The following is a 22,251-nucleotide window of genomic DNA, read 5'->3' as shown; positions in this document are numbered from 1 at the left end:
GTGCACAATGAATATTACATTTAGATGGTATGGGAAAGACAATGATACCGTTACATTGGAGCAGGTTAAACAAATCCCTGGAGTTAAGGGGATTGTCTGGGCATTGCACCAAAAACCTGTTGGTGAGGTATGGGGAAAAGAAGAAATTAAAAAAGAAATTGAGTATATCCAATCATTTGGTTTTCACACAGATGTTGTTGAAAGTGTAAATGTTCATGAATCGATTAAATTAGGAAATGAAGATCGTATGATGTATATCGAGAAATACAAAGAGACGATCCGTAACCTTTCAGAGGCTGGCGTAAAAGTCATTTGTTATAATTTTATGCCGATTTTTGATTGGACTCGAACAGAAATGTTCCATCCATTAGAAGATGGTTCAACTGCATTATTTTATGAAAAAGCAAAAGTAGATACGTTAGATCCACAAGAGTTAATTCGTACGGTAGCAGAAGCTTCAGATTTAACATTGCCTGGTTGGGAACCAGAAAAGATGGAGCAGATTTCTGAATTATTCGAAGCATATAAAAGTATAGATGAAGATCAGCTATGGGCGAATTTAGAAATTTTCCTTAAGGAAATATTACCTGTTGCCGAGGCATGCGGCATTAAAATGGCGATACATCCGGATGATCCACCATGGTCCATTTTTGGCTTGCCACGAATCATCACGGGAGAATCAAGTTATGAAAAACTAATCGCCATTTCGGATTCGACATCGAATGCGTTTACGATGTGTACAGGCTCGATGGGTGCGAACCCTGAAAATGATATGGTACAAGTAGCTAAAAAGTATGCTTACCGTGCTCCTTTCTCGCATATCCGTAATGTGAAAATTTATGAAAACGGTGACTTTGTGGAAACATCGCATTATACACAGGATGGATCCATTAATGTGCAGGGTGTTGTAGAAGAATTGAACAAGCAAAATTATACTGGCTATGTAAGACCTGACCACGGCCGTCACATTTGGGGAGAGGTTTGTCGCCCAGGTTACGGATTATACGACAGGGCATTAGGTATTATGTATTTACTTGGATTGTGGGATGCATATGAAGCCTCCAAAGTTGGTAAGCAATCATGATGCCTATCCACGAAAACTTAACAAATAGGGTGGCAGTAATCACCGGCGGCAGTGGTGTATTGTGTTCCAAAATGGCTGTAGAGTTAGCCCGTCATGGTGTCAAAATAGCTATATTGAACAGAACGGCTGAAAAAGGACAACAGATAGTCGATATCATTGGCCAAACAGGCGGAACTGCAATATCCATCGCGACAGACGTTTTGGATAGAATCTCATTAGAGAATGCAAGAGAGAAAATACTGGAAAAGTTCGGACGAGTGGACCTATTAATAAATGGTGCTGGAGGCAATCACCCTGATGCCATTACAGCTCCAGAGAAATATGGGGAAGATGTAGATGGAAAGTCATTTTTCGATTTAGATGAAAATGGTTTTTCTCAAGTTTTTGCCAGTAATTTCACAGGTACATTTTTGGCGAGTCAGGTTTTTGGGAAAGCGTTATTACAAGTGGAAGCACCAGTTATATTAAATATTTCTTCCATGAGCTCTTACGCTCCAATGACTAAAGTACCAGCATATAGTGCTGCCAAAGCTTCGATAAATAACTTTACAATGTGGATGGCTGTTCATTTTGCTGAAGAGGGCTTACGTGTGAATGCTATTGCACCAGGTTTCTTTCTGACGAAGCAAAATCGAGACCTTTTGCTTAATGAAGATGGTAGTCTTACGGCAAGGTCCAATAAAATTATTACAGCAACACCTATGAAACGCTTTGGGCAACCTGAAGATTTGCTTGGTACATTGCTTTGGCTTGTTGATGAATCCTATTCGGGTTTTGTCACAGGAATTACGGTGCCAGTTGATGGCGGTTTCATGGCCTACTCAGGAGTGTGAACAAATTTCTTTTTTTAAAATAAAGAAGCCATGCAGGCGACTGGTCTTTTTATGATAGCTCACTGATTATGGGATGGTATTGGGATGTGCATTTTCGGTATAACAGAAGGTGATTGTAAAGCTGTTCTTAATATAATAGAATATTTCTTATATATCATAAACCACTTTGTTAAATGGTGATAAGCACAGAAATGAAAACACGAGACAGGAATGAATGAAATGAAAACTATTACAATTACTGATGTCGCCAAACATGCGAAAGTATCGAAAAGCACTGTTTCCCAATACTTGAATAAGCGATACGAGTACATGAGTGAAAAAACTAGAAAAAAAATTGAAGAGACTATTGAAGAGTTGAACTATCAACCTAATATTATAGCGCGCAGTTTAAAACAAAAATCGACTTTTACGGTTGGAGTAGTGGTTGCCAATATTCTTCACACGTTTTCCACACAAATTATACGTGCAATAGAAAACTACTTTTATAAACAAGGGTTTCATATTATTGTATGTAATGCAGATGATAATCCTGAGAAGGAAAAGAATTATATTGAAATGCTAAGAGCAAAGCAAGTTGATGGAATCATCATTTTCCCCACAGGGGACAATCTTGATTTATATAAACGTATGAAGAGTGATCAGTTTCCAATTGTATTTATGGATCGGACGATAGAAGAATTAAATATTGCGACTGTTATGCTTGATAATCATCTTGCGTCAAAGTTAGCGGTTGATCGGTTTGTAGAAAAAGGTTATGAAAAAATTGCAATCATAACCACTTCTATAATCCATAATATCAGTCCTCGAATTGAACGTATCCAAGGGTACAAAGATACACTCGCGTCACATGGAATACAATTCAATGCAGATTATATTAAAACAGTGAATGCAGAAGAAATCCCGAATGCACTTTCAGAATTTTTCGAATTAAAAAAACCGCCTCAAGCCATATTAGCAGGAAATGATATCGTACTTAATGAAATTTTGCGATATATGAAAAAACACGATATGAATATTCCTGAGGATGTTGCGGTTATTGGAATTGATGAAGTCCCGTACGCTAACTTCTATACACCGACTATAACAACGGTTAATCAGCCAGCAATTGAAATGGCAAATCAGGCAGCAGAGTTATTGCTTAGGCAGATAAATAAAACTGGAAAAGAAGACACAAGCGTGCATCGTTTGAAACCGAATTTGCTGTCAAGAAATTCTTGCTAGACGCAAGATTTTAAGTGAAAAAGAAAGCGCTTTTTTTACTAGAGTTTACTAAACCGATTTACTTTTTCATGTTTTTTAGGGGTTTATTTTATATGTGTTGGTTCTTGGTTATAAATTGGAAACGTTTTCAAAGGTACTTTTACATTTATTGAAACATCTAGGGGGGTTCTTTATGTTTACAAAAGGTAGAGGAATGATCATTCTTTTCTTGTTCTTAGCAGGTGTAATAAATTATTTAGACCGTTCTGCATTGTCTATAGCAGCGCCGTTTATTCAAGATGATTTATCGTTAACAGCGACACAGATGGGGATTATTTTTAGTAGTTTTTCTGTAGGATATGCGATATTTAACTTTCTTGGAGGAATGGCATCCGATAAATATGGTGCGAAGCTGACACTTTTCGTTGCTATGATTGTTTGGTCTATATTCAGTGGTGCACTTGTACTGGCTGTCGGGTTTGTCAGTATGATTGTTATTCGTATTTTGTTCGGGATGGGTGAAGGTCCACTCTCCTCAACAATTAATAAAATGGTAAATAACTGGTTTCCTTCTAATCAACGGGCATCTGTTGTTGGTTTGACTAATAGCGGGACACCACTTGGTGGAGCCATTGCAGGACCGATTGTTGGCTTTATAGCAATCTCATATGGTTGGAGAGTTTCATTTATTGCTATCATGGTGATTGGTCTTATATGGGCTGTGTGCTGGTGGAAATTTGCTAAAGAAAAACCAGAAGAGTCAACTGAACAGGAAAATATGGGAAAAGAATATGTAGCAGCAGCATCGGAAGGAAAATTGAAATTCACCTTCTATTTAAAACAAAAAACTGTATTATTTACAGCACTTGCATTTTTTTCGTACAACTATATCTTGTTCTTTTTCTTAACATGGTTCCCAAGCTATTTGGTAAATGCACGCGGACTAAGCGTAGAAAATATGAGTATCATCACAGTAATTCCGTGGATATTTGGGTTTATTGGTCTTGCTTTGGGAGGTTTCGTGTCGGATTTCTTCTTTAAAAAGTTCGCACAAAAAGGCGTTTTATTCTCACGTAAGCTCGTGCTTGTTACTTGTTTGTTCTTATCGGCTGTTTGTATCGGATTTGCCGGCCTTGTATCGACAACATTAAGTGCAGTAACTCTAGTTGCACTTTCTGTGTTCTTCCTATATTTAACAGGTGCAATATACTGGGCGATTATTAATGATGTCGTAGACCCAGATAACGTTGGATCAGTTGGTGGTTTTATGCATTTCTTAGCAAATACAGCAGGAATTATCGGACCAACTTTAACAGGATACATTGTTGATACATCAGGCACATACACAGTAGCTTTCTTGCTTGCAGGTGGATTAGCTATTGTTGCATCGCTTGCAGTAATTCGCTTTGTACGTCCGATAGTTAAACCCGCGTAATAGATTAATAAAATAGAAGTGTCCCCCCAATGGAATTATCTATGGAGGGACACTTCTATTTTAATAGGATACATATTTTTGCAACTACACAATATCGAAAGTTTAGTTAGCTTATATTTTATCCAAATAAGGAATTATGCGGTAATCTGTACGAGTTCAAGGGAGCTGTATGAATCATCATGCACCTACTCAATTTTTCTGAATCTAAGATTTATGGTGTGCTTTTCGAAAATTAGCTGGAGTCCTATCATTGTATTTTTTGAAGATACGATGAAAATGGGGCATACTTTCGAAACCACACATTTCAGCAATCTGCGAAACTGTGTGATTCGTTTCCAATAACAGTTCCTTTGCTTTAATGACTCTTTTCGTATTCAGATACACGATTAACCCGATTCCAGTTGTTTCTTTAAAGACTCTACTGAAATGAGAGGGACTGACCAAGGATTTATTAGCAAGTATCGTCAAGGTTAATGGTTCACTTAAATGGTCATTAATATATGCCAAAATATCTTTAATCCATACTGAACTATAGGTATTAGTCTCCGACATATCCTGTTCGTTATTTATTCGTATACGGCATAAATCAAGCATAATCTGGTGAACAATCAGCAAAGTGGCATGCCTTGCGCCTAATGCATTTTCTGATGTTTCTTGATAAATGTGTAGAAGCTGTTCTTCCATTTTTACCTGTTTCTTTGGTGGTAAGGATATTTTATAATTCTTACTCTTTTTTGTCAGGTCAAACAAATTTAAATATGAAAAAGAATCATCAACAATGTCCTTATATATTAATGTGGGGCTGAAAAAGATAATCGTAGAAGTAACAGGGTCGTCCTTATTCGGCATTGCTCTATGAATCGTATCGTTAGGGATTAGGAATACATCTCCTTGTTGCATATCATAAAACACATCACCGACAAAAAAGGTCCCATTACCGCTATAAACATAAACAATTTCATAATAATCATGCATATGATCAGATAGTTCTTTCTGAGGACTTTTAGTATCTTGATAGACAAAAGATAAAGGGAACAGTAAATCATGATTGGACACTTTTTGATATTTTTTCATTTCGCTCATCACCTGATTGTATATTACAACAAAAATGAGTATATATATATCAAAAAATGCAATTTATATTTCAATTCTTGATGTTAAAATGATAATAGATTCATAAGGAAATAAATTCATGCTTGAAAATGAAAGGGTTTTCTAATAGTAATTACCGTTTAGGTGTTGTACGCCAACACTCAAAATAGGAGGGGACAAAATGAATAAGATTGTTCAATTGCATTCAAAAGATGATGTGGTTATTTCCTTGCATGAGATCCGAAAAGGGGAGAGCCTTCAAATTCAATCGGGAGACAATGAAATTATCAATATAAAGGCTCGTGATGATATTCCGAAAGGACATAAGATATTAGTAAACCCGGTAAAGCAGGGGGCAGATGTTCTTAAGTTTGGCTACTCGATTGGGAAAGCCAAAAAAGATCTGGATGCTGGGGAGTGGGTTCATACTCATAACCTAGGATCCGGTTTGCAGGGGATATTGGAATATTCCTATCAACCAAGCATTCAAAATACAGAAGTCGAAGACTCAAAACATACATTCCAAGGATATATTCGTGAAGACGGGGATGTGGGCATCCGTAATGAAATATGGATTATCAATACGGTTGGTTGTATCAATAAAACATGTGAAGTGCTTGCTAAAATGGGCAATGAGCAGTTTAAGGAGCGACAAATTGATGGAATTCATCACTTTCCTCATCCCTACGGTTGTTCTCAATTAGGGGATGACTTGACTAATACACAGAAGCTATTAGCATCCTTGGCTCAACACCCGAATGCAGCCGGAGTGTTGGTTGTGGGATTAGGATGTGAGAATAATCAAATTGAAGCATTTAAAGAAGTCATTGGCGAGTATCCCCCGAATCGTATTAAATTTCTCAAAGCCCAAGAGGTTAATGACGAATTAGAGTGCGGCTTACGATTATTGGAAGAATTAGTGGGATACGCGGAACAATTTGAACGTCAGCCGATACCGGTTTCAAAGTTGAAAATAGGATTAAAGTGTGGAGGATCTGATGGTTTTTCAGGTATTACCGCCAATCCATTAGTTGGAGCGGTATCCGATCTTATTGTTGAAAATGGTGGGACAACAATTTTGACAGAGGTTCCAGAGATGTTTGGAGCGGAAACTATATTAATGAACCGGGCAAAAGATGAAGAAACATTTAATAAAATCGTTCATCTTATTAATGATTTTAAACAATATTTCATTCGGCATGATCAGGAAATTTATGAAAATCCCTCACCGGGAAATAAAGAAGGTGGTATTAGTACACTGGAGGAAAAATCACTTGGATGTACGCAAAAAGGCGGTCATGCTACGGTTGTAGATGTCAATCCATATGGCAAACGAGTAGTTAAACATGGACTGAATTTGGTCAATGCTCCTGGTAATGACTTGATATCGGTTACGGCTTTGGCAGCATCAGGGGCTCATATCGTTCTATTTACCACAGGAAGAGGAACACCATTTGGCGGCCCGGTGCCAACTGTGAAAATAGCGACAAACTCAGATTTAGCCAAACGCAAAAAGCATTGGATTGATTATAATGCGGGACAGTTAATTGAAGGTCAAAACATAGATAAATTAAAGCATGATTTATTCCGTTACATTCTTGAGCTTGCATCTGGTGAAAAGAAAACCAATAATGAAAAATTCGGCTATAGGGAGATAAGTATTTTTAAAGAGGGAGTCATTCTTTAAAATAGGTAATTTTCTCATCTTTTAAGTAGATTAAAAATATAAAAAAAGGAGTGTTATTTTGTGAAAAGTATAGTCTGTGAGCAACCTTATCAATTTAAAATGATAGAGGCTGAACAACCTGTTCCAAACTCAGGAGAAGCTTTAATTCGTGTGAAGCGCATTGGAATATGTGGAACGGACATTCATGCCTATGGAGGTAATCAACCATTTTTTAGCTATCCACGGATACTTGGTCATGAACTATCTGGGCATATTGAATCCATCCCTGAGAATGCATCGGGACTAAAAATTGGTGATCAAGTCTCGATCATTCCATATATGGAGTGTGGAAAATGTATTGCTTGTAAAAACAGAAAAACGAACTGCTGTACGAGTATGAAAGTGTTGGGTGTACATATGGAAGGTGGAATGCGTGAATGGATTACGGTTCCTTATGATCATTTAGTGAAAACTGAAGGGCTTACCCTTGATCAATCAGCTATGATAGAGCCTTTAAGTATAGGGGCTCACGCGGTTAGACGTGCTGCGATTCAAGAAGGGGAGTTTGCACTCGTTATTGGTGCAGGTCCAATAGGATTAGGAGTTATGGCATTTGCTAAAGAACAAGGAGCGAAAGTAATTGCAATGGATGTAAACAATGAGCGCCTTGCGTTTGCTGGTAAATGGGCAAAGGCAGATTATTCGTTGAACGTTTTGGATCAACCATTAGAGAAATTAGCCGAGTTGACAAATGGAGAAATGCCTACCGTTGTATTTGACGCAACTGGTAATGCGAAGTCGATGATGGAGGCGTTTAAATACCCTGCTCACGGAGGAAGACTGATCTATGTAGGTTTAGTGAAGTCTGATATTTCCTTTAATGACCCTGACTTCCATAGCAAAGAGCTTACCCTAATGGGAAGCCGAAATGCTACTCGAGAAGATTTTGATTATGTAGTGAATACGGTGAAAAATGGTGGAGTGGATTTAAGTTTGTATATTTCACACCGTACGCATTTGGATGAAATGATCCAACAGTTTGAAGGATGGTTAACTCCAGATGCTAAAGTCATTAAGGCTATTGTTGAAATTTAAACGATGGTTTCATGTCTAATAAAAGCAACCGTGTGATGTGGTTGCTTTGTTCATCTTCTGTAGAGAGAAATTTTCTGTTATGAAAGGGAGTTTATAATCATGAATAAAAATCAAAGTCATGTGAAGAGCCTAAGTAAAGAAACAGGAGCTGTGCAAATTGGACATATGATGCAGGATTACCCAGTAAAAGTGCTGCAAATTGGAGAGGGGAATTTTCTGCGTGGCTTCTTTGATTGGATGATTTCTGAATGTAATAAACAAGGGCATTTCCAGGGAAGTATTGTCGTTACCCAGCCTCGCCCCACTGGAAAAGGAAAAATAGAGAAATTGAAGCAACAAGATGGATTATATACGTTGATGATACGGGGATTTAAGAATGGGGAGAAAGTAGATAATAAAGAGATTATCTCCGTTTTTTCGAAGGCAATTGATCCGTATGAAGAATGGGACGAGTTTTTGGCGTTGTCCCAAAACCCTACATTGGAATTTGTAGTCTCTAACACGACAGAGGCTGGGCTAAAATACCAGCATATTCCCTGGGAAGAGGGAGTACCGATTGAATCTTTTCCGGGGAGACTAACAGCATTTTTATATCAGCGATATTTATATTTTAACGGAGAAACAGAAAAAGGTCTCATCATGTTACCATGTGAGCTTTTGGAGAGAAATGGTGATATGTTGAAGCAATGTGTCCTTCAGCACAGTAGGGACTGGGAATTACCGAAGTCATTTATGGATTGGGTAGACCAAAATAATCTGTTCCTTAACTCCCTTGTAGATCGTATTGTAACAGGATTTCCTGCTAAAGAGGCGGATGAATTATTTGCATCGTGGGAATATGAGGATTCTTTATTAAATACAGCTGAGCCGTATCATTTATGGGCTATAGAAGGTGCCCCTTCTTTTGACCAGCGTCTTCCTTTGAAACAATCAGGCTTAAACGTGCATTGGGTAAAGGATTTAGTTCCTTATCAAATGAGGAAGATACGTATTCTAAATGGCTCACATACGTTAATGGCTCCTCTGGGTATATTATCTGGATTGGAAGAAGTGAAACAGGTAATCGATCACCCTGATTTTAATCAATTTCTGCGACAAGCAATTAATGAGGAAATAATTCCCTCATTACCATTTGATCGTAATGAGATGATAATATATGGAGAAAGCGTTATGGAGCGTTTTATGAACCCTTTTGTTCATCATCGTCTGGCCGACATTTCATTGAATAGTGTATCGAAGTTTAAGGTTCGTCTTCTGCCGACTATAGAAGATTATTTTGAGAAGAAAGATAGGTTGCCTGTTTGCGTTGTACGAGCATTTGCTGGTCTGATCAGATTTTATAAGGTACAGAAAGTGAAAGGGAATTATGTAGGGGAAAGCTTTGGTGGTAAAGAGTATGTTGTAAAAGATGATGTAAAAACAATTGAATTTTTTAGAGAACAGTGGCTTCGTTATGAGGCAGAAGAAATTTCACTTAAACAATTGGTTGAGACCTTTCTAGGTAATCAACATTTATGGGGGAAGGATTTGAACAAGTTCACTGCTCTTGTTGACGAATTATGCTACCACTTAGAAGTGATGCTTAGGAAACAATAAGGTTAGGTAACCCAGGCTCAGTTGCAAGATATCAAGTTTTCTCTAATAGTTTCCTTATCGTATTTGTATGATGTAGAATTTTAATAGCTCTTTACAAAGAAAAACTAAGCGGAAATATGATGAATATACCAAGCCAGAAGATAGACCAAGACAATATATTCTATCTATAAGCTGATAAACCAATTATTTCCTAGGAAAGTCCAGAAAATTAATCATTATTTTTTACTTTATTTTATTCATATATTTGGTATAATAGAATTGCAATAAGATTTCTTTAAGTTTTCTATAATGCAAGATACTTAGATTTTAGGGAAAAATTTCATAATACTTATCCCGTGAAGGGGAGTAGCGTCAGGTGTTACCTGAAATAAAGTCGTCATTACGTGGAATTTCTCCACCGGCTTTATTGGCCTAATCAATTAGTGCTTAGCGAGACCTTTGCCATTTATGGCAGAGGTCTCTTTATTTTTGTTTAAAAGGAGGAAGATGTGTTGGATTTTTTAACAGGTGAATTTATTTCAGGTCTTTTAGCAATCATTATGATAGATTTGGTTCTTGCTGGAGATAATGCGATCCTTATTGGATTGGCTGCAAGAAAGCTTCCAAAAGATCAGCAAAAAAAGGTGATCATTTGGGGAGCAGTCGGGGCAATTGTTATCAGGATTATTGCAACGCTATTGGTTGTTGTAATCTTAGAGGTGCCTGGCCTTCATTTAATTGGAGGATTACTGCTGGTATGGATTGCTTATAAGCTTCTTATTGATGAGGAAGAACATGATGTGAAACCCGCTGACTCAATGTGGGCTGCCATTAAAACTATTATTATTGCAGATGCTTTAATGGGATTGGATAATGTTCTAGCTGTAGCTGGCGCATCACATGGAAATTTCACATTAGTTGTGATTGGATTGCTTGTGTCGATTCCAGTAGTGATGTATGGAAGCACTTTGATCCTGAAACTGATTGAACGCTACCCATTCATCATAGTAATTGGAGCCGGGATACTAGGCTGGACAGCTGCTAAGATGATCGTAGCTGAACCTTTCATGCACAACTACTTTGCTAATCCCTTCGTAAAATACGGATTTGAAGCAATAGTCGTGATTGGGATTTTAGTGGCGGGTAACCTTAGACAACAAAAAGTAGAAAAAGAAAAAGCTATCAGAAATAAAATCCAAATCGAACAGAATGGTTAAACGGTAATCCAAAGAGACTTTTCGTAAAAGAAAGGTCTCTTTTTTTCGTCTATTTGGCCAGTACTAGTTAATTCTTTCAGAGTTTTAATTTGAAACCATTATGGAGTGTGTCGACAGCTGATGTACTATACTAGTATATATTTTTTTATTTTAACGGATAATGGTCCTTAGTTGGAAAATAACTAGCCCCCTTTTAATAATGAAGGGGAGAAAACCCATTATAAAATAACAAATCGGGAGTCATACTATAGTGGTTGCATCGTAACTAAACAAGAAAAAAATTAAAGGGATATCATAAGAAAAACAGAAATATTTTATATGAGAAGAAAAAAACTGCGTTAAGGTATATTACCAATGGGATACAAATACATGTTATAACAGGAGAATTAGTAGATGAAACTAAAAGTTGAAATTGAAAGAAAAATCTCTAAGTCAATTGACAAGGTTTTTGAAGCAATTGTTGATCCTGAAATAATGTCTCAATACTTTATATCTAGCGGGACTAGTCGCATTGAAAGCAATAAAACTATTACTTGGAGATGGGACGATGTTGGTGCAGAGTTTCCTATTACTGTTAAGAAAGTAAGCGAAGAAGAGCACTATATAACATTTCTGTGGTCGGCTAGTGGAGTAGAAACTAATGTAGAATTCAAGCTAGAGTGGTTAGACGCAACCTCAACCTTGGTAAAGGTGAGTGAGGATGGCTGGGAAGGAAATGAACAAGGAATAAAATGTTACGGACAACAGACGCAAGGCTGGGTTGATATGATCTTATGTATGAAGGCTTTTCTTGAATTTGGTATCAATTTACGCTCGGTATCAAAGACAAATTGATGATAATGCCTATTTCAATACCAGACCTTTCATCAAGACCTTTTTCTCTAACGGTGGACCGTATAATTGATTCATTGCCTGATGCTCTTTTCCTAGCGTGGACTAAACAGTTTGACCTCTGGTTTGCATCTCCAGGATCGGTGTTAATGAATGGAGAAGTCAACTCGGTTTTCTTCTTTGAGACAATCTACGAATTCGAGACCGAAAGAAAGGCAAAGCGTCATCCCCATTACGGCCGATTTCTTAGGCTTGAACCCAATAGACTCATCGAATTAACGTGGGTTACCGGGGCTGAGGGAACAAGAGGAGCTGAAACGGTTGTTACGATTGAACTAGAATCTTACACAAACGGTACGCATTTGCGTCTTACTCATGCTGGCTTTCTAGATGAGGAGTCGAGAAATCAGCACGAACAGGCTTGGCCGATTGTGCTTGAAGAATTAGACAAGCGAATGAGGGCAAGTACCACCCAAGAATAAAGAATAGCCCCGTTAGTAAAAGGGAGATATCATAATAATGCAGCGATACTCCCTTCTTCAGTCTAAGAAAACGGCTTTTGTTTCCGATGAATGATCACACAAAAAAGGGATGGCAATTTGGAATGAAGATGGAGTAAAAAATCTGAAAATTAAAAGATGTATTCTGGTTCCGTAATCTTTTATCGGGCTATTACAATAGGAATGTGTAAGAGAGAAATGGAAAGTTTGTTGATTTGGAAAAATGCCAGATAAATCAACAAACTTTAAACCATACTGGAAAGGCATTTTTAAAGCCTAACCTAAATCAAGTCTAGATCACTCTTATTTTTACTTTACTTTTGCTTTTTCTAAATAAGCAGTTGCTGTTTCAATTGTAGCGTAGAGGCTTCCAAGCGCTGCCATAAATACGTCATGGACATCGGTGGCTTGTATGTTGCGTCCGCGAAAAGATAGGTCAGGAGATGTGCAGGCATCTTCAATGACGGTGCACGTGAGCCCATAGTCTACGGCGGCACGGGCAGTTGCGTCGATACACATGTGGCTCATCATGCCACATATGACAACATGCTCGGTGCCAGCTTGACGAAGTTGATTAAGGAGGGGAGTCTCTCGGAAGCTATTCGGATAATTCTTCTGAATGATAGTTTCTCCTTCAAGTGGTGTAACAGCCTCGTTAATCGTGATACCTTCTGTTCCTGGAGCAAAAAATGGAGCGTTGTGATCATTGAATATATGCTGAATATGAAATATTGGCATGTTTTGGTTGCGGAAAAAATTTAGCAACTTTCGGGAGTTATTTGCTGCTCTATTAGGTTCAAATAGCTCCATCCGACCATTTGGAAAATAATCATTCTGAACGTCAACAAGAATTAAAGCTGTCTTTTCCATTTAATCTCTCTCCTTATTCTTCCATTTAGATAAAATCTGTTAGTATTAAGTGTTGGTTTTAGGGATTCTGCAAATCCTACCTATCTCTTAATAATATAGAAGGGATAAATTACAAATTAAGTTTATTTGCGTGTAACATAAATAAAATATATAAGCAAACAGGGACAAAGATGCCCCTGTTTTAAGTGGTTTATAAAGTTTTATTAGTTTAAGTTAATCCATACACTTTTAACTTCAGTATAGTTATCTAACGCATAGCTTCCCATTTCTCGACCAATTCCACTTTGTTTGTACCCTCCAAAAGGAGAAGCGGCATCAAAAGCGTTATAGCAGTTTACCCAAACTGTACCTGCTTTTAATTCATTGGCCACATAATGGGCTTTTTTTACATCTTGTGTCCATAAACCTGCTGCTAATCCATATTCGGTGTTATTTGCACGGCGAATCACATCGTCTAAATCGTCAAACGGCATGGCAGCTACAACAGGTCCGAAGATTTCTTCTTTAGCAATAGTCATTTCATCATTGACACCAGCAAATATTGTAGGTGCTACAAAATAGCCATCGCCTTGTCCATAACTACCGCCTGTAACCACTTCTGCACCTTCTGATTTTCCTTGTTCAATATAACTACCCACACGTTCTAGTTGCTCATTAGATACCAATGGCCCTATCTGTGTAGATGGATCAAGGCCAGCCCCTTGTTTAATGTTTTTTGCGTGGGAAACTAAATCAGCTACCACATTATCATAGGACTTCTTCTGAATATAAAGGCGAGAGCCAGCACAACAAACTTGTCCTTGATTAAACATAATGCCCGATAAAGCACCGGGAATCGCTTTAGTCATATCAGCATCTGGTAAAATGATATTTGGTGATTTCCCACCCAGTTCTAGTGAAATCTTTTTCACTGTACCTGAAGCTTGGCGCATAATCATTTTACCTACTGAGGTAGAACCTGTAAAAGCAATTTTATCCACATCCGGATGATCTACAAGTGGTGAGCCTGCTGTTTCACCAAATCCTGGTATAACATTAAGAACACCAGGAGGAAACCCGGCTTCGAGTGCGAGTTGACCTAAATACAATGCTGAAAGTGGTGTTTGCTCTGCTGGTTTTAAAACGATTGTACATCCGGTTGCAAGGGCTGCACCTAATTTCCACGCTGCCATAAGAAGAGGGAAATTCCAAGGAATAATTTGTCCAACTACACCTACTGCTTCATGGCGAGTATAGTTGAAGTAATTCCCTGCAACAGGAATCGTTTGACCGACAATCTTAGTAGTCCACCCAGCATAATAACGGAAGTGATCAATGGCAAGAGGGACGTCCGCATTAGTTGTTTCACCAATAGGCTTCCCGTTATCTAGTGTATCCAATTGTGCTAACTCTTCTTTGTGGGCTTCCATTAAATCCGCTAATTTATAAATGAGGCGACTGCGTTCAGAAGCACTCATTTTTTTCCAAGGACCATTGTCAAATGCTTGGCGGGCTGCTTTGACTGCTTTATCAACATCTTCTGGTCCGGCTTCGCTCACAATTGCTAAAACTTTCCCGTTGGAAGGATCAAGGGTCTCAAAAGTTTGACCAGAAGTAGCTTCTACCAATTCCCCATTAATCAAAAGCTTTTTAGTACCTTTTAAGAATTCTTGTACACGTGGATTAAGTCGAATTGTTTGTTCCATTTATAAAACCCCTTTTCATTTGGTATAAGTAAATGTTTATTCTGGCAAATTCGCTCAGATAATATGAAAGTCTATCCATGAAACCTATCAAACTTCAGTTTGCTATTAGAATTTTGGCATATAGATGTTATACCTAGATTATCAATCGATATATGTGCGCTACCTTTTGTTAATTCAACTATCCTTTATTCAGAATTCTTAGCCTTACCATTTATTGAAACGGCAGTACCTAATTCCTTCGCGAGATTAAGAGTATGACTCATAAACACGTGACTACCAACTTCATCAATTACTGCACGAAATTTGTGTCCAATAACAAAGGGGATACTTAGACCGAATCAACAAAAATATTTATCCTTGCATGCAATTTCTACGACAAATCATCTGCAGCTAGTGCTGAATCGGGCATTTTTAAGACCTTCAAGAGCTGTTGATGTTCAGTTAGTACCACAATGCTTCGTGACGAATCTGTGTTTTTTTATCCAATTTTCGGATGCAACTCATGTTTAAAACAGGTTTGTGCTGCCATTCATTCTTTCTATTTATCTATCTTTCCTGGTTATTTAATCCTCCTTTTAAAAAAAATTGGAATAAGGTACTCAACTGGTTATAATGCAAGACTCATGCCAATAACAAAAACCCTATGAAAACCGTAAAAAATGATTGGATAGTTTTTAGAAAAATAGTTTTTGTTCTAGTATGGAACAATTACATGTTCCATATTAGAACAAAATCGAACGAAAGGTAGAATTCGTTGGTTTAGTTTCTGAATTTTCTGCTATAATGAAGTTGTATGGACAAACCCTTTTTATCCTATAAAAATTTTGTTGTTCTATGTGTTCAAAGTTAAGATAGTGAATCAACAAAATTACATAAAGAGTATTTTACAAATGGGAGGAGTTATTCTATGTCAGTCAATATTAGCGCGCCTAAAGAAACCATTCCTACTTTCATTCAAGAATCCTGGAAGCGCTGCCATTCAAAAGGACTACAACCTAGAATAATGGACAAGGAAAATATGCTGGGTGAATTTGAGCTGGCCGAATTCCAGGATCAATATGCAGAGCTCCTATATTATTCTTCACCCATTTTAGAAGACGTGTATAGCTCTATACATGGCATGGAATCTATTCTATTACTTGCTGCTCCTGAAGGATACATCATTGAAACTGTCGGAGATCCATCATTTATTCGGCATGCTGACAATGTTGCCCTTAGAAAAGGGGCAAATTGGCTGGAGGAATCAAAAGGGACAAATGCAATAGGTACAGCTATAGTTGAGAAAAAAACAGTACTTATTCACGGCAGCCAACATTTTTATCAGGATAACCATTTCCTTACTTGTACCGCAACTCCCATTTATCATCCTGATGGACATCTTCTTGGTGTTTTAAACTTAAGCAGTCATCAACAGGATTATCATCCGTTTTCTATAAGTTTAGTTCAAAGAGTGGCAGATAGTATTAAACAAGCCCTCTTATTAGCCCAAACACAAAAACGAGAGAAAAATCTTTATTTTATATATGATCAGCATCCTGACCCTCTATTTACTATTAATAAAGAAGGTAACGTTACAAGTCTTAATATCGCAGCATCCCGTGCTATTGGCAGTTTAGAACAAACCACAACGGGGCAACCGATATCGAGTATAATATCAGGACTAGATACTCTTGCATTAATTAAAGGACTAGAACAAAAGGTTGCAATAAAAAATCAGAAGTTTACAGCTCAGCCCCTTATTAAAGATACCCAACATCTGTCCTATGTGATTCTTCGGTTAGAGAAACTAAAACAGAAAGATGAACAAACAAATCGTTATCATTTTTCTGATATCATCAGTAATGATTCTCAAATGAATCAAACGATATCTATAGCAAAAAGGGCTGCGAAACTTGATATTAGTCTTCTTATCACTGGTGAAAGCGGCACAGGCAAAGAGCTGTTTGCTCAATCTATTCATGGTGTCAGCTTTAGAAGAGATAAACCATTTATCGCGATTAATTGCAGTGCAATACCTGAAAATTTATTAGAAAGTGAGTTATTTGGGTATGAAAAGGGTGCCTTTACTGGTGCAAATAGCGGTGGACATAAGGGGAAGTTTGAAGCGGCAAATGGTGGAACCTTGTTTTTAGATGAAATCGGGGATATGCCGCTTACTGCTCAAGCGACTTTACTTCGGGTGCTTCAGGAACGTTGTGTTACACGTGTCGGCGGTAATACTTCGCGCCCCATCGATGTGAGAATAATCGCAGCAACTAACAAAGACTTACAGAAAGAAATAGAAGCAGGACAGTTTCGTGCGGATCTATTTTTTCGTCTGAATGGGTTAACCTTAAAACTTCCAAAATTAAAGAATCGTACAGATTTATTAATGTTAGCTGAACATGTTTTATCGCATTTACCATATAGAAATGAAAGTACAGAGTTAACAGAAGATGCTAAAACATTTATTTTTGAATATGAATGGCCAGGAAACTTCCGCGAATTACAAAACGTGCTAGGGCAGGCTGCTTTTCTAGCCAATCAGAATCCGATTACAAAGGCTTTGCTCGTTTCACTTTGTCCAGTTTCATCTCCGTCAAGAAATGTAGAAGAAACAAAGGAGCAAGAACCTACAAGCATGCTAGATCAAGAAATCCAACTTATAAAAAAAGCGTTGGAACGAACAAATGGAAATATTAGCAACGCAGCAAAACAACTTAAAATTGGCCGTAATACTCTTTATAGAAAGATGAGAACCTACAAAATCATGCGATAACTCAAAAAGTAGGTGATTCAGAGTGTTTTTGAAGTATTTAACTGATGATACTTTTTAACCAATCACCAACTTCCCCGACCTATTTTGGTCGGTTTCTTTGTTATCCACCAATCATACTTGTGGTCTCCAGACTATTTTCCCTGTCACCTATCAACATTTCATCTACTTTACGAGCTGTTTTTTCATGTGTTTGTTCCTTTTGGAGTTTGTTTTTTCTATTCTAAAATCGTATCATAAGAAGATTAACAGATCTTGAATAAAACAATGATAGGCTTATCGTACTTATATATATATATATCGTGTGAAGTGCAGGAAATTAAAACATCATATAGAATAATGTTATTAATATAATAAACTAAAATTCCGAAAGAGAATGTGGTGGTCAATAGTATGGAATTGTTATCAGAACAAAAGAAGTATAAAAAAGTATTGATTCAATATTTAGAAGAAAATCAATCACTGTTTTTAAATGAATGGAACGAGACCATCAAAGTAAATGAAATCGACCCCTACAAAGAAAAAATAAAAGAAAATGGATATGGGATGTACTCCCTAGTCATTAATATTTTTAATGGGTCATTGTCAAATGACGTGCTAACAAAATTGGCTTACCAGGTAGCAAATGAACGCCTTAAAGCAAATATTAATATTGGAGATTTTTTGTACAATATTAATTTAGGTAGAAATATCATTGTCAGAAATGTTTTTGGGGCAAATATCCCCATTAAATATATACAGAAGTTTATTGATGAAATCAACACACACTTCGATACATTCAGTTATCATGCCGTAACGAGGTATACAAATCTAACAAATGAAGTGATTGAGGAAAAACAATCTTTTATAAGTGAAAATCACAAAGATAAATTAGCGGTATTGGGACAAATATCATCAAGCTTTGTACATGAGTTCAGAAATCCTCTTACAGCTATTATGGGGTTTAATAAATTACTAATAAGGGAGAACCCCAATCTAAAATATTTAGATATAATAGATTATGAACTAAATCAGCTGAATTTTAGAATAACCCAATTCCTCCACACCTCTAAATCTGATTTTAACGAGGAACAAAGAGAGGAAATTTCTGTGTTGGAATTACTTGAAGAAATCCAACAACTAACATATGCGAGTATTGTCGATGCTAGCGTTAATGTAGAAATAGATATTTATCCGAACTTTGTCATAACAGCGAGCAAGGATGGACTAAAGCAGGTATTTCTTAACCTTTTTATAAATTCAATTGATGCTTTAAAGGGGAAAGACCAGCCTAGAACATTAAAAATACATACAATGACTGAGCCAAATGAACGGGTTATTAGAATATCAAATAATGGACCTGCTATTGCAAGTGAAATGATAGAATCAATTTTTGAGCCGTTTTTCACAACAAAAGAGTTAGGTACAGGAATTGGACTTTACGTATGTAAGAAGATTATAGAAAGTAATGATGGTTATATGAATTGTGTGTCTAATGACAATTTAACAACATTCAGTATACATTTCCCCAATAGTTAAATTATTAGTGACCTAAAAGTTCAAGTTCATGGGGATTAATACATATCTTAGGAATATAAAGACCCATTGTTTCCTTAATACATATTCACATATTTTACAGCAGAAACTGTAGTGTTGTATCTAGCTAAATAGTTGAAGCCACATCACTAAACTTACGGTTATTTTTAGGGAGAGGACCAAAATCTGTATGGCCAATATACCCCGAAAATCAAGATTCTCTTACTTTTACAGGTTTTAGGTGTACGAGTTTACAGGGCAAGAATGATTTCTAAGGGCGGCGGAGTGATGAAAGCGATTAATCGGATAAAGGTGATTTCGTCTTTCCTAAGAATTTAAAATAATATTTAAAGAAGATGCCTAAATTAGTAATGGAAATTTAGGCATCTTCTTTTCATTTAAATTATTAACCCTCTAGTCTGATATTTTTCACTACGGACATGTTTGAATATTTACGGATTTAAGCATTTACTACAAGTGTCAGATCTTTAGACATTTTCAATAAATTGTCCTGGTATGACGATCAATTCATTTTCACCCGGAATGAACGGATGCAATATACTTAGAAGTTCACCATAAAAGTTATGTCGAAATTCTAAAAGAAAACAATTAAATTGTCATTTTGTGATTCGAATATGAATCAAAAGGTGTTAATAATTAATTTATGAATCAAAAATTAAGATTTTGATTCAATTTTGAATCGAATAAAAGTCATGAAACCTTTAAATCCTTATATACTAACAATCCTTTTTTTGGCATGGATATTGCTTTTATTTTTATATATAATTACAAATTTTCATTAAGAGAGGATGCTTTATATAAAAAAAGGTGAGGTAATGAGAGTATTGATAGAGTCAGATATATAATGATTTATACATCAAAAGCCGTCGCTTTGTAAGTAGTAGCCGTCTGTTAAATTCAATTATACCGCAGTGAAGGTAACATGATTATTGATCAATTAGATGATCAAATTCTTAATAAATTAAGAGATTTCTTTATAGCGGAAGGCATCACCAAGAAGTTGGAGCCGTTATTATGGAACCAGTGCAAGGAGAAGGCGGATTTATAGTGCCATCTGTGCGGTTCGTTTAAGGCCTGATGATGATTATTAAAGAGTAAGTTTCCGGATCAGTAGTTGCTGATATAAAAAGGTGGCTGTTTATGAAGAAGCACTAGAAAAAGCACTAGAAAAAGCGAATGATACTACTTATGGTTTATGAGCTTCGCTTTTTGCAACATATCTAGATAAGGCTTTTCATTTTATCAATAACAGTGAATTTGGACTTGTTCAAATTAATGGAGAAACTGGTGAGGATGAACCGAAGAAATAATTGGTGGAATGAAAGAGTCCAGCTCCGTTACCCGTGAACAAGGACATGCAGCAATTGAGTTTTTTACTGCTATTAAAAACAGTGACAATTTTTAAGGGATGGTGACAATAGTGGCTTATCAACCAAATGAACTGAAACATGGTCTCAAGACTAGACATGTAACAATGATTTCTATTGGTGGGGTTATCGGTGCAGGCTTATTTATAGGGAGCGGGAATATTATTGATTCAGCAGGACCTGGTGCAATCTTATCTTATATAATCGCAGGATTAATGATCGTTCTTATTATGCGCATGCTTGGTGAAATGGCTGTTGTGAATCCTGATAGTGGGTCCTTTTCAACTTACGCACATCAAGCGATTGGTCCTTGGGCCGGTTACACGATTGGCTGGTTATACTGGTTTAACTGGGTAATCATTATTGCGATTGAAGCCACTTTATTGGGTACTATGATTCATGATTGGTTTCCTTCTATACCTATGTGGATAGCAAGTTTATCATTCCCTATTTTGATGACACTTACAAATATCTATTCTGTCAAAGCTTATGGAGAATTTGAATACTGGTTAGCTTTTATTAAAGTAGCTGCCATTGTAATATTCCTATGCTTAGGTGCAGCAATGATCTTTGGATTTGTTCCTGGATTTGAAACACCAGGTCTTTCTAATATTATTGGAAATGGCGGATTCTTTCCGAATGGTTTTCTACCTGTACTCCTTAGTGTAATATTTATTACCTTTTCATTATCTGGGAGTGAGGTAGCGGCTATTGCAGCAGGAGAGTCTGAAAATCCCGAAAAAAATATTATAAGAGCAATAAACGCTGTAGTGTGGCGTCTTCTTCTATTCTTTGTTGGTTCGGTAGCTGTGTTAGTTATACTAATCCCGCAGGGGGCTGAAGGTTTACTTAAAACTCCCTATGCTAGCGTATTTAACATGGCAGGACTTCCTGGTGCTGGTCAAGTAATGAATATTGTAATTTTCATATCATTGCTTTCTGTTTTAAATTCAGGGCTATATACAAGTTCACGTATGCTTTACTCCCTATCAAAAAAGGGAGATGCTCCTAGAATTTTATCCCGTGTGAATAAGAGAGGCATCCCAATTTGGGCGTTAATGGCAAGTGTTTTCTTTGCTTATGTGTGCACGACATTTAAATTTGTGTCTCCTGATAAATTATTTGCTTTTCTAGCTAATAGCTCGGGTGGAGTTACGATGATTATGTATATTTTTATCGCTTTTTCTCATCTGTTTTTAAGAAATAAGATTGAAAAAGAAAATCCAGGGACACTCAAAGTGAAAATGTGGTTATTCCCTTATTTAACCTACGCAACTATTGCAGTATTATTTGCTATTTTTGTTGCCCAGGCTTTCATTGATTCCATGCGCTTGCAATTCTTTCTCACCTCTCTTCTCACGATTCTCGTTATAGGTTCCTACTTTCTGTTTTATCATAAGAAAGAGGTAATAACTCCAAAGCAAGAAGAAAAACTAAAAAAATTCTTTAAAAAAGTGTAAAGAAGTCTTTTTCTGAATGACTTATAACATATTTATATAAATACTTACAG

Annotated in this window: 16 protein-coding genes; 13 read left to right on the top strand and 3 right to left on the bottom strand. The window is 36.8% G+C overall.

Going from position 1 to position 22,251, the window contains the following annotated elements:
• The first annotated feature begins 7 nt into the window (after positions 1–7).
• From uxuA to JFV29_RS16280, 4 genes are all read left to right on the top strand, one after another.
• Positions 8–1,084 (top strand): mannonate dehydratase, encoded by a 1,077-nt coding sequence (gene uxuA, locus JFV29_RS16295; protein ID WP_201185238.1) that lies wholly within the window; start codon positions 8–10, stop codon positions 1,082–1,084.
• A complete protein-coding gene (locus JFV29_RS16290) occupies positions 1,081–1,917 on the top strand; it encodes an SDR family oxidoreductase (RefSeq protein ID WP_201185236.1) in 837 nt (278 codons plus the stop codon). The genes uxuA and JFV29_RS16290 overlap by 4 nt, the downstream gene beginning before the upstream one ends.
• A 219-nt stretch (positions 1,918–2,136) precedes the next feature.
• Positions 2,137–3,138 carry a LacI family DNA-binding transcriptional regulator gene (locus tag JFV29_RS16285; protein WP_201185234.1) on the top strand — a complete coding sequence of 334 codons (1,002 nt, stop codon included), beginning with the start codon at positions 2,137–2,139 and terminating at the stop codon, positions 3,136–3,138.
• Positions 3,139–3,310: 172 nt separating this feature from the next.
• A complete protein-coding gene (locus tag JFV29_RS16280) occupies positions 3,311–4,552 on the top strand; it encodes an MFS transporter (protein WP_201185232.1) in 1,242 nt (413 codons plus the stop codon).
• 204 nt (positions 4,553–4,756) lie between these two features.
• Here the strand turns inward: JFV29_RS16280 and JFV29_RS16275 are convergent, their stop codons facing one another.
• Positions 4,757–5,626: an AraC family transcriptional regulator gene (locus JFV29_RS16275; RefSeq protein ID WP_201185230.1), complete on the bottom strand. Its 870-nt coding sequence runs from the start codon at positions 5,624–5,626 to the stop codon at positions 4,757–4,759.
• 199 nt (positions 5,627–5,825) lie between these two features.
• Here JFV29_RS16275 and JFV29_RS16270 point away from each other — a divergent pair, with 199 nt between their 5' ends.
• From JFV29_RS16270 to JFV29_RS16245, 6 genes are all read left to right on the top strand, one after another.
• The gene (locus tag JFV29_RS16270; RefSeq protein ID WP_201185228.1) at positions 5,826–7,331 is read left to right on the top strand and encodes a UxaA family hydrolase; all 1,506 of its coding nucleotides are present in this window, start codon (positions 5,826–5,828) and stop codon (positions 7,329–7,331) included.
• A 60-nt stretch (positions 7,332–7,391) separates the two neighbouring features.
• On the top strand, positions 7,392–8,405 hold the full coding sequence (locus JFV29_RS16265) for a zinc-binding alcohol dehydrogenase family protein (protein ID WP_201185226.1): 1,014 nt from the start codon (positions 7,392–7,394) through the stop codon (positions 8,403–8,405).
• Positions 8,406–8,504: 99 nt separating this feature from the next.
• A complete protein-coding gene (locus tag JFV29_RS16260) occupies positions 8,505–10,001 on the top strand; it encodes a tagaturonate reductase (RefSeq protein WP_201185224.1) in 1,497 nt (498 codons plus the stop codon).
• 491 nt (positions 10,002–10,492) lie between these two features.
• On the top strand, positions 10,493–11,197 hold the full coding sequence (locus tag JFV29_RS16255) for a TerC family protein (RefSeq protein WP_201185222.1): 705 nt from the start codon (positions 10,493–10,495) through the stop codon (positions 11,195–11,197).
• Between the two features lie 393 nt (positions 11,198–11,590).
• The gene (locus JFV29_RS16250; RefSeq protein ID WP_201185220.1) at positions 11,591–12,031 is read left to right on the top strand and encodes an SRPBCC domain-containing protein; all 441 of its coding nucleotides are present in this window, start codon (positions 11,591–11,593) and stop codon (positions 12,029–12,031) included.
• On the top strand, positions 12,031–12,510 hold the full coding sequence (locus tag JFV29_RS16245) for an SRPBCC family protein (protein ID WP_201185219.1): 480 nt from the start codon (positions 12,031–12,033) through the stop codon (positions 12,508–12,510). The genes JFV29_RS16250 and JFV29_RS16245 overlap by 1 nt, the downstream gene beginning before the upstream one ends.
• 327 nt (positions 12,511–12,837) lie before the next feature.
• On the opposite strand, the gene JFV29_RS16240 is transcribed toward JFV29_RS16245, so the two are convergent.
• Together JFV29_RS16240 and JFV29_RS16235 are read right to left on the bottom strand one after the other, a co-directional pair.
• Positions 12,838–13,398: a cysteine hydrolase family protein gene (locus tag JFV29_RS16240; RefSeq protein ID WP_201185218.1), complete on the bottom strand. Its 561-nt coding sequence runs from the start codon at positions 13,396–13,398 to the stop codon at positions 12,838–12,840.
• Between the two features lie 203 nt (positions 13,399–13,601).
• Positions 13,602–15,083 carry an aldehyde dehydrogenase family protein gene (locus JFV29_RS16235; protein ID WP_201185217.1) on the bottom strand — a complete coding sequence of 494 codons (1,482 nt, stop codon included), beginning with the start codon at positions 15,081–15,083 and terminating at the stop codon, positions 13,602–13,604.
• Between the two features lie 907 nt (positions 15,084–15,990).
• On the opposite strand from JFV29_RS16235, the gene JFV29_RS16230 reads away from it, so the two are divergent.
• The 3 genes from JFV29_RS16230 to JFV29_RS16215 all read left to right on the top strand — a co-directional run bounded on the left by JFV29_RS16230 (position 15,991) and on the right by JFV29_RS16215 (position 22,201).
• Positions 15,991–17,841 carry a sigma-54-dependent Fis family transcriptional regulator gene (locus JFV29_RS16230; protein WP_201185216.1) on the top strand — a complete coding sequence of 617 codons (1,851 nt, stop codon included), beginning with the start codon at positions 15,991–15,993 and terminating at the stop codon, positions 17,839–17,841.
• A 390-nt stretch (positions 17,842–18,231) separates the two neighbouring features.
• The gene (locus JFV29_RS16225; RefSeq protein ID WP_201185215.1) at positions 18,232–19,356 is read left to right on the top strand and encodes a histidine kinase N-terminal domain-containing protein; all 1,125 of its coding nucleotides are present in this window, start codon (positions 18,232–18,234) and stop codon (positions 19,354–19,356) included.
• Positions 19,357–20,782: 1,426 nt separating this feature from the next.
• Positions 20,783–22,201, top strand: coding sequence for an amino acid permease (locus JFV29_RS16215; protein WP_207205146.1), 1,419 nt, complete (start codon positions 20,783–20,785; stop codon positions 22,199–22,201).
• Positions 22,202–22,251: the final 50 nt, after the last annotated feature.

Origin of the sequence: Peribacillus sp. TH16 (assembly GCF_016651095.1) — a bacterium.
Lineage (GTDB): Bacteria > Bacillota > Bacilli > Bacillales > DSM-1321 > Peribacillus > Peribacillus butanolivorans.
This window is presented reverse-complemented; position numbering and strand designations above follow the sequence as displayed.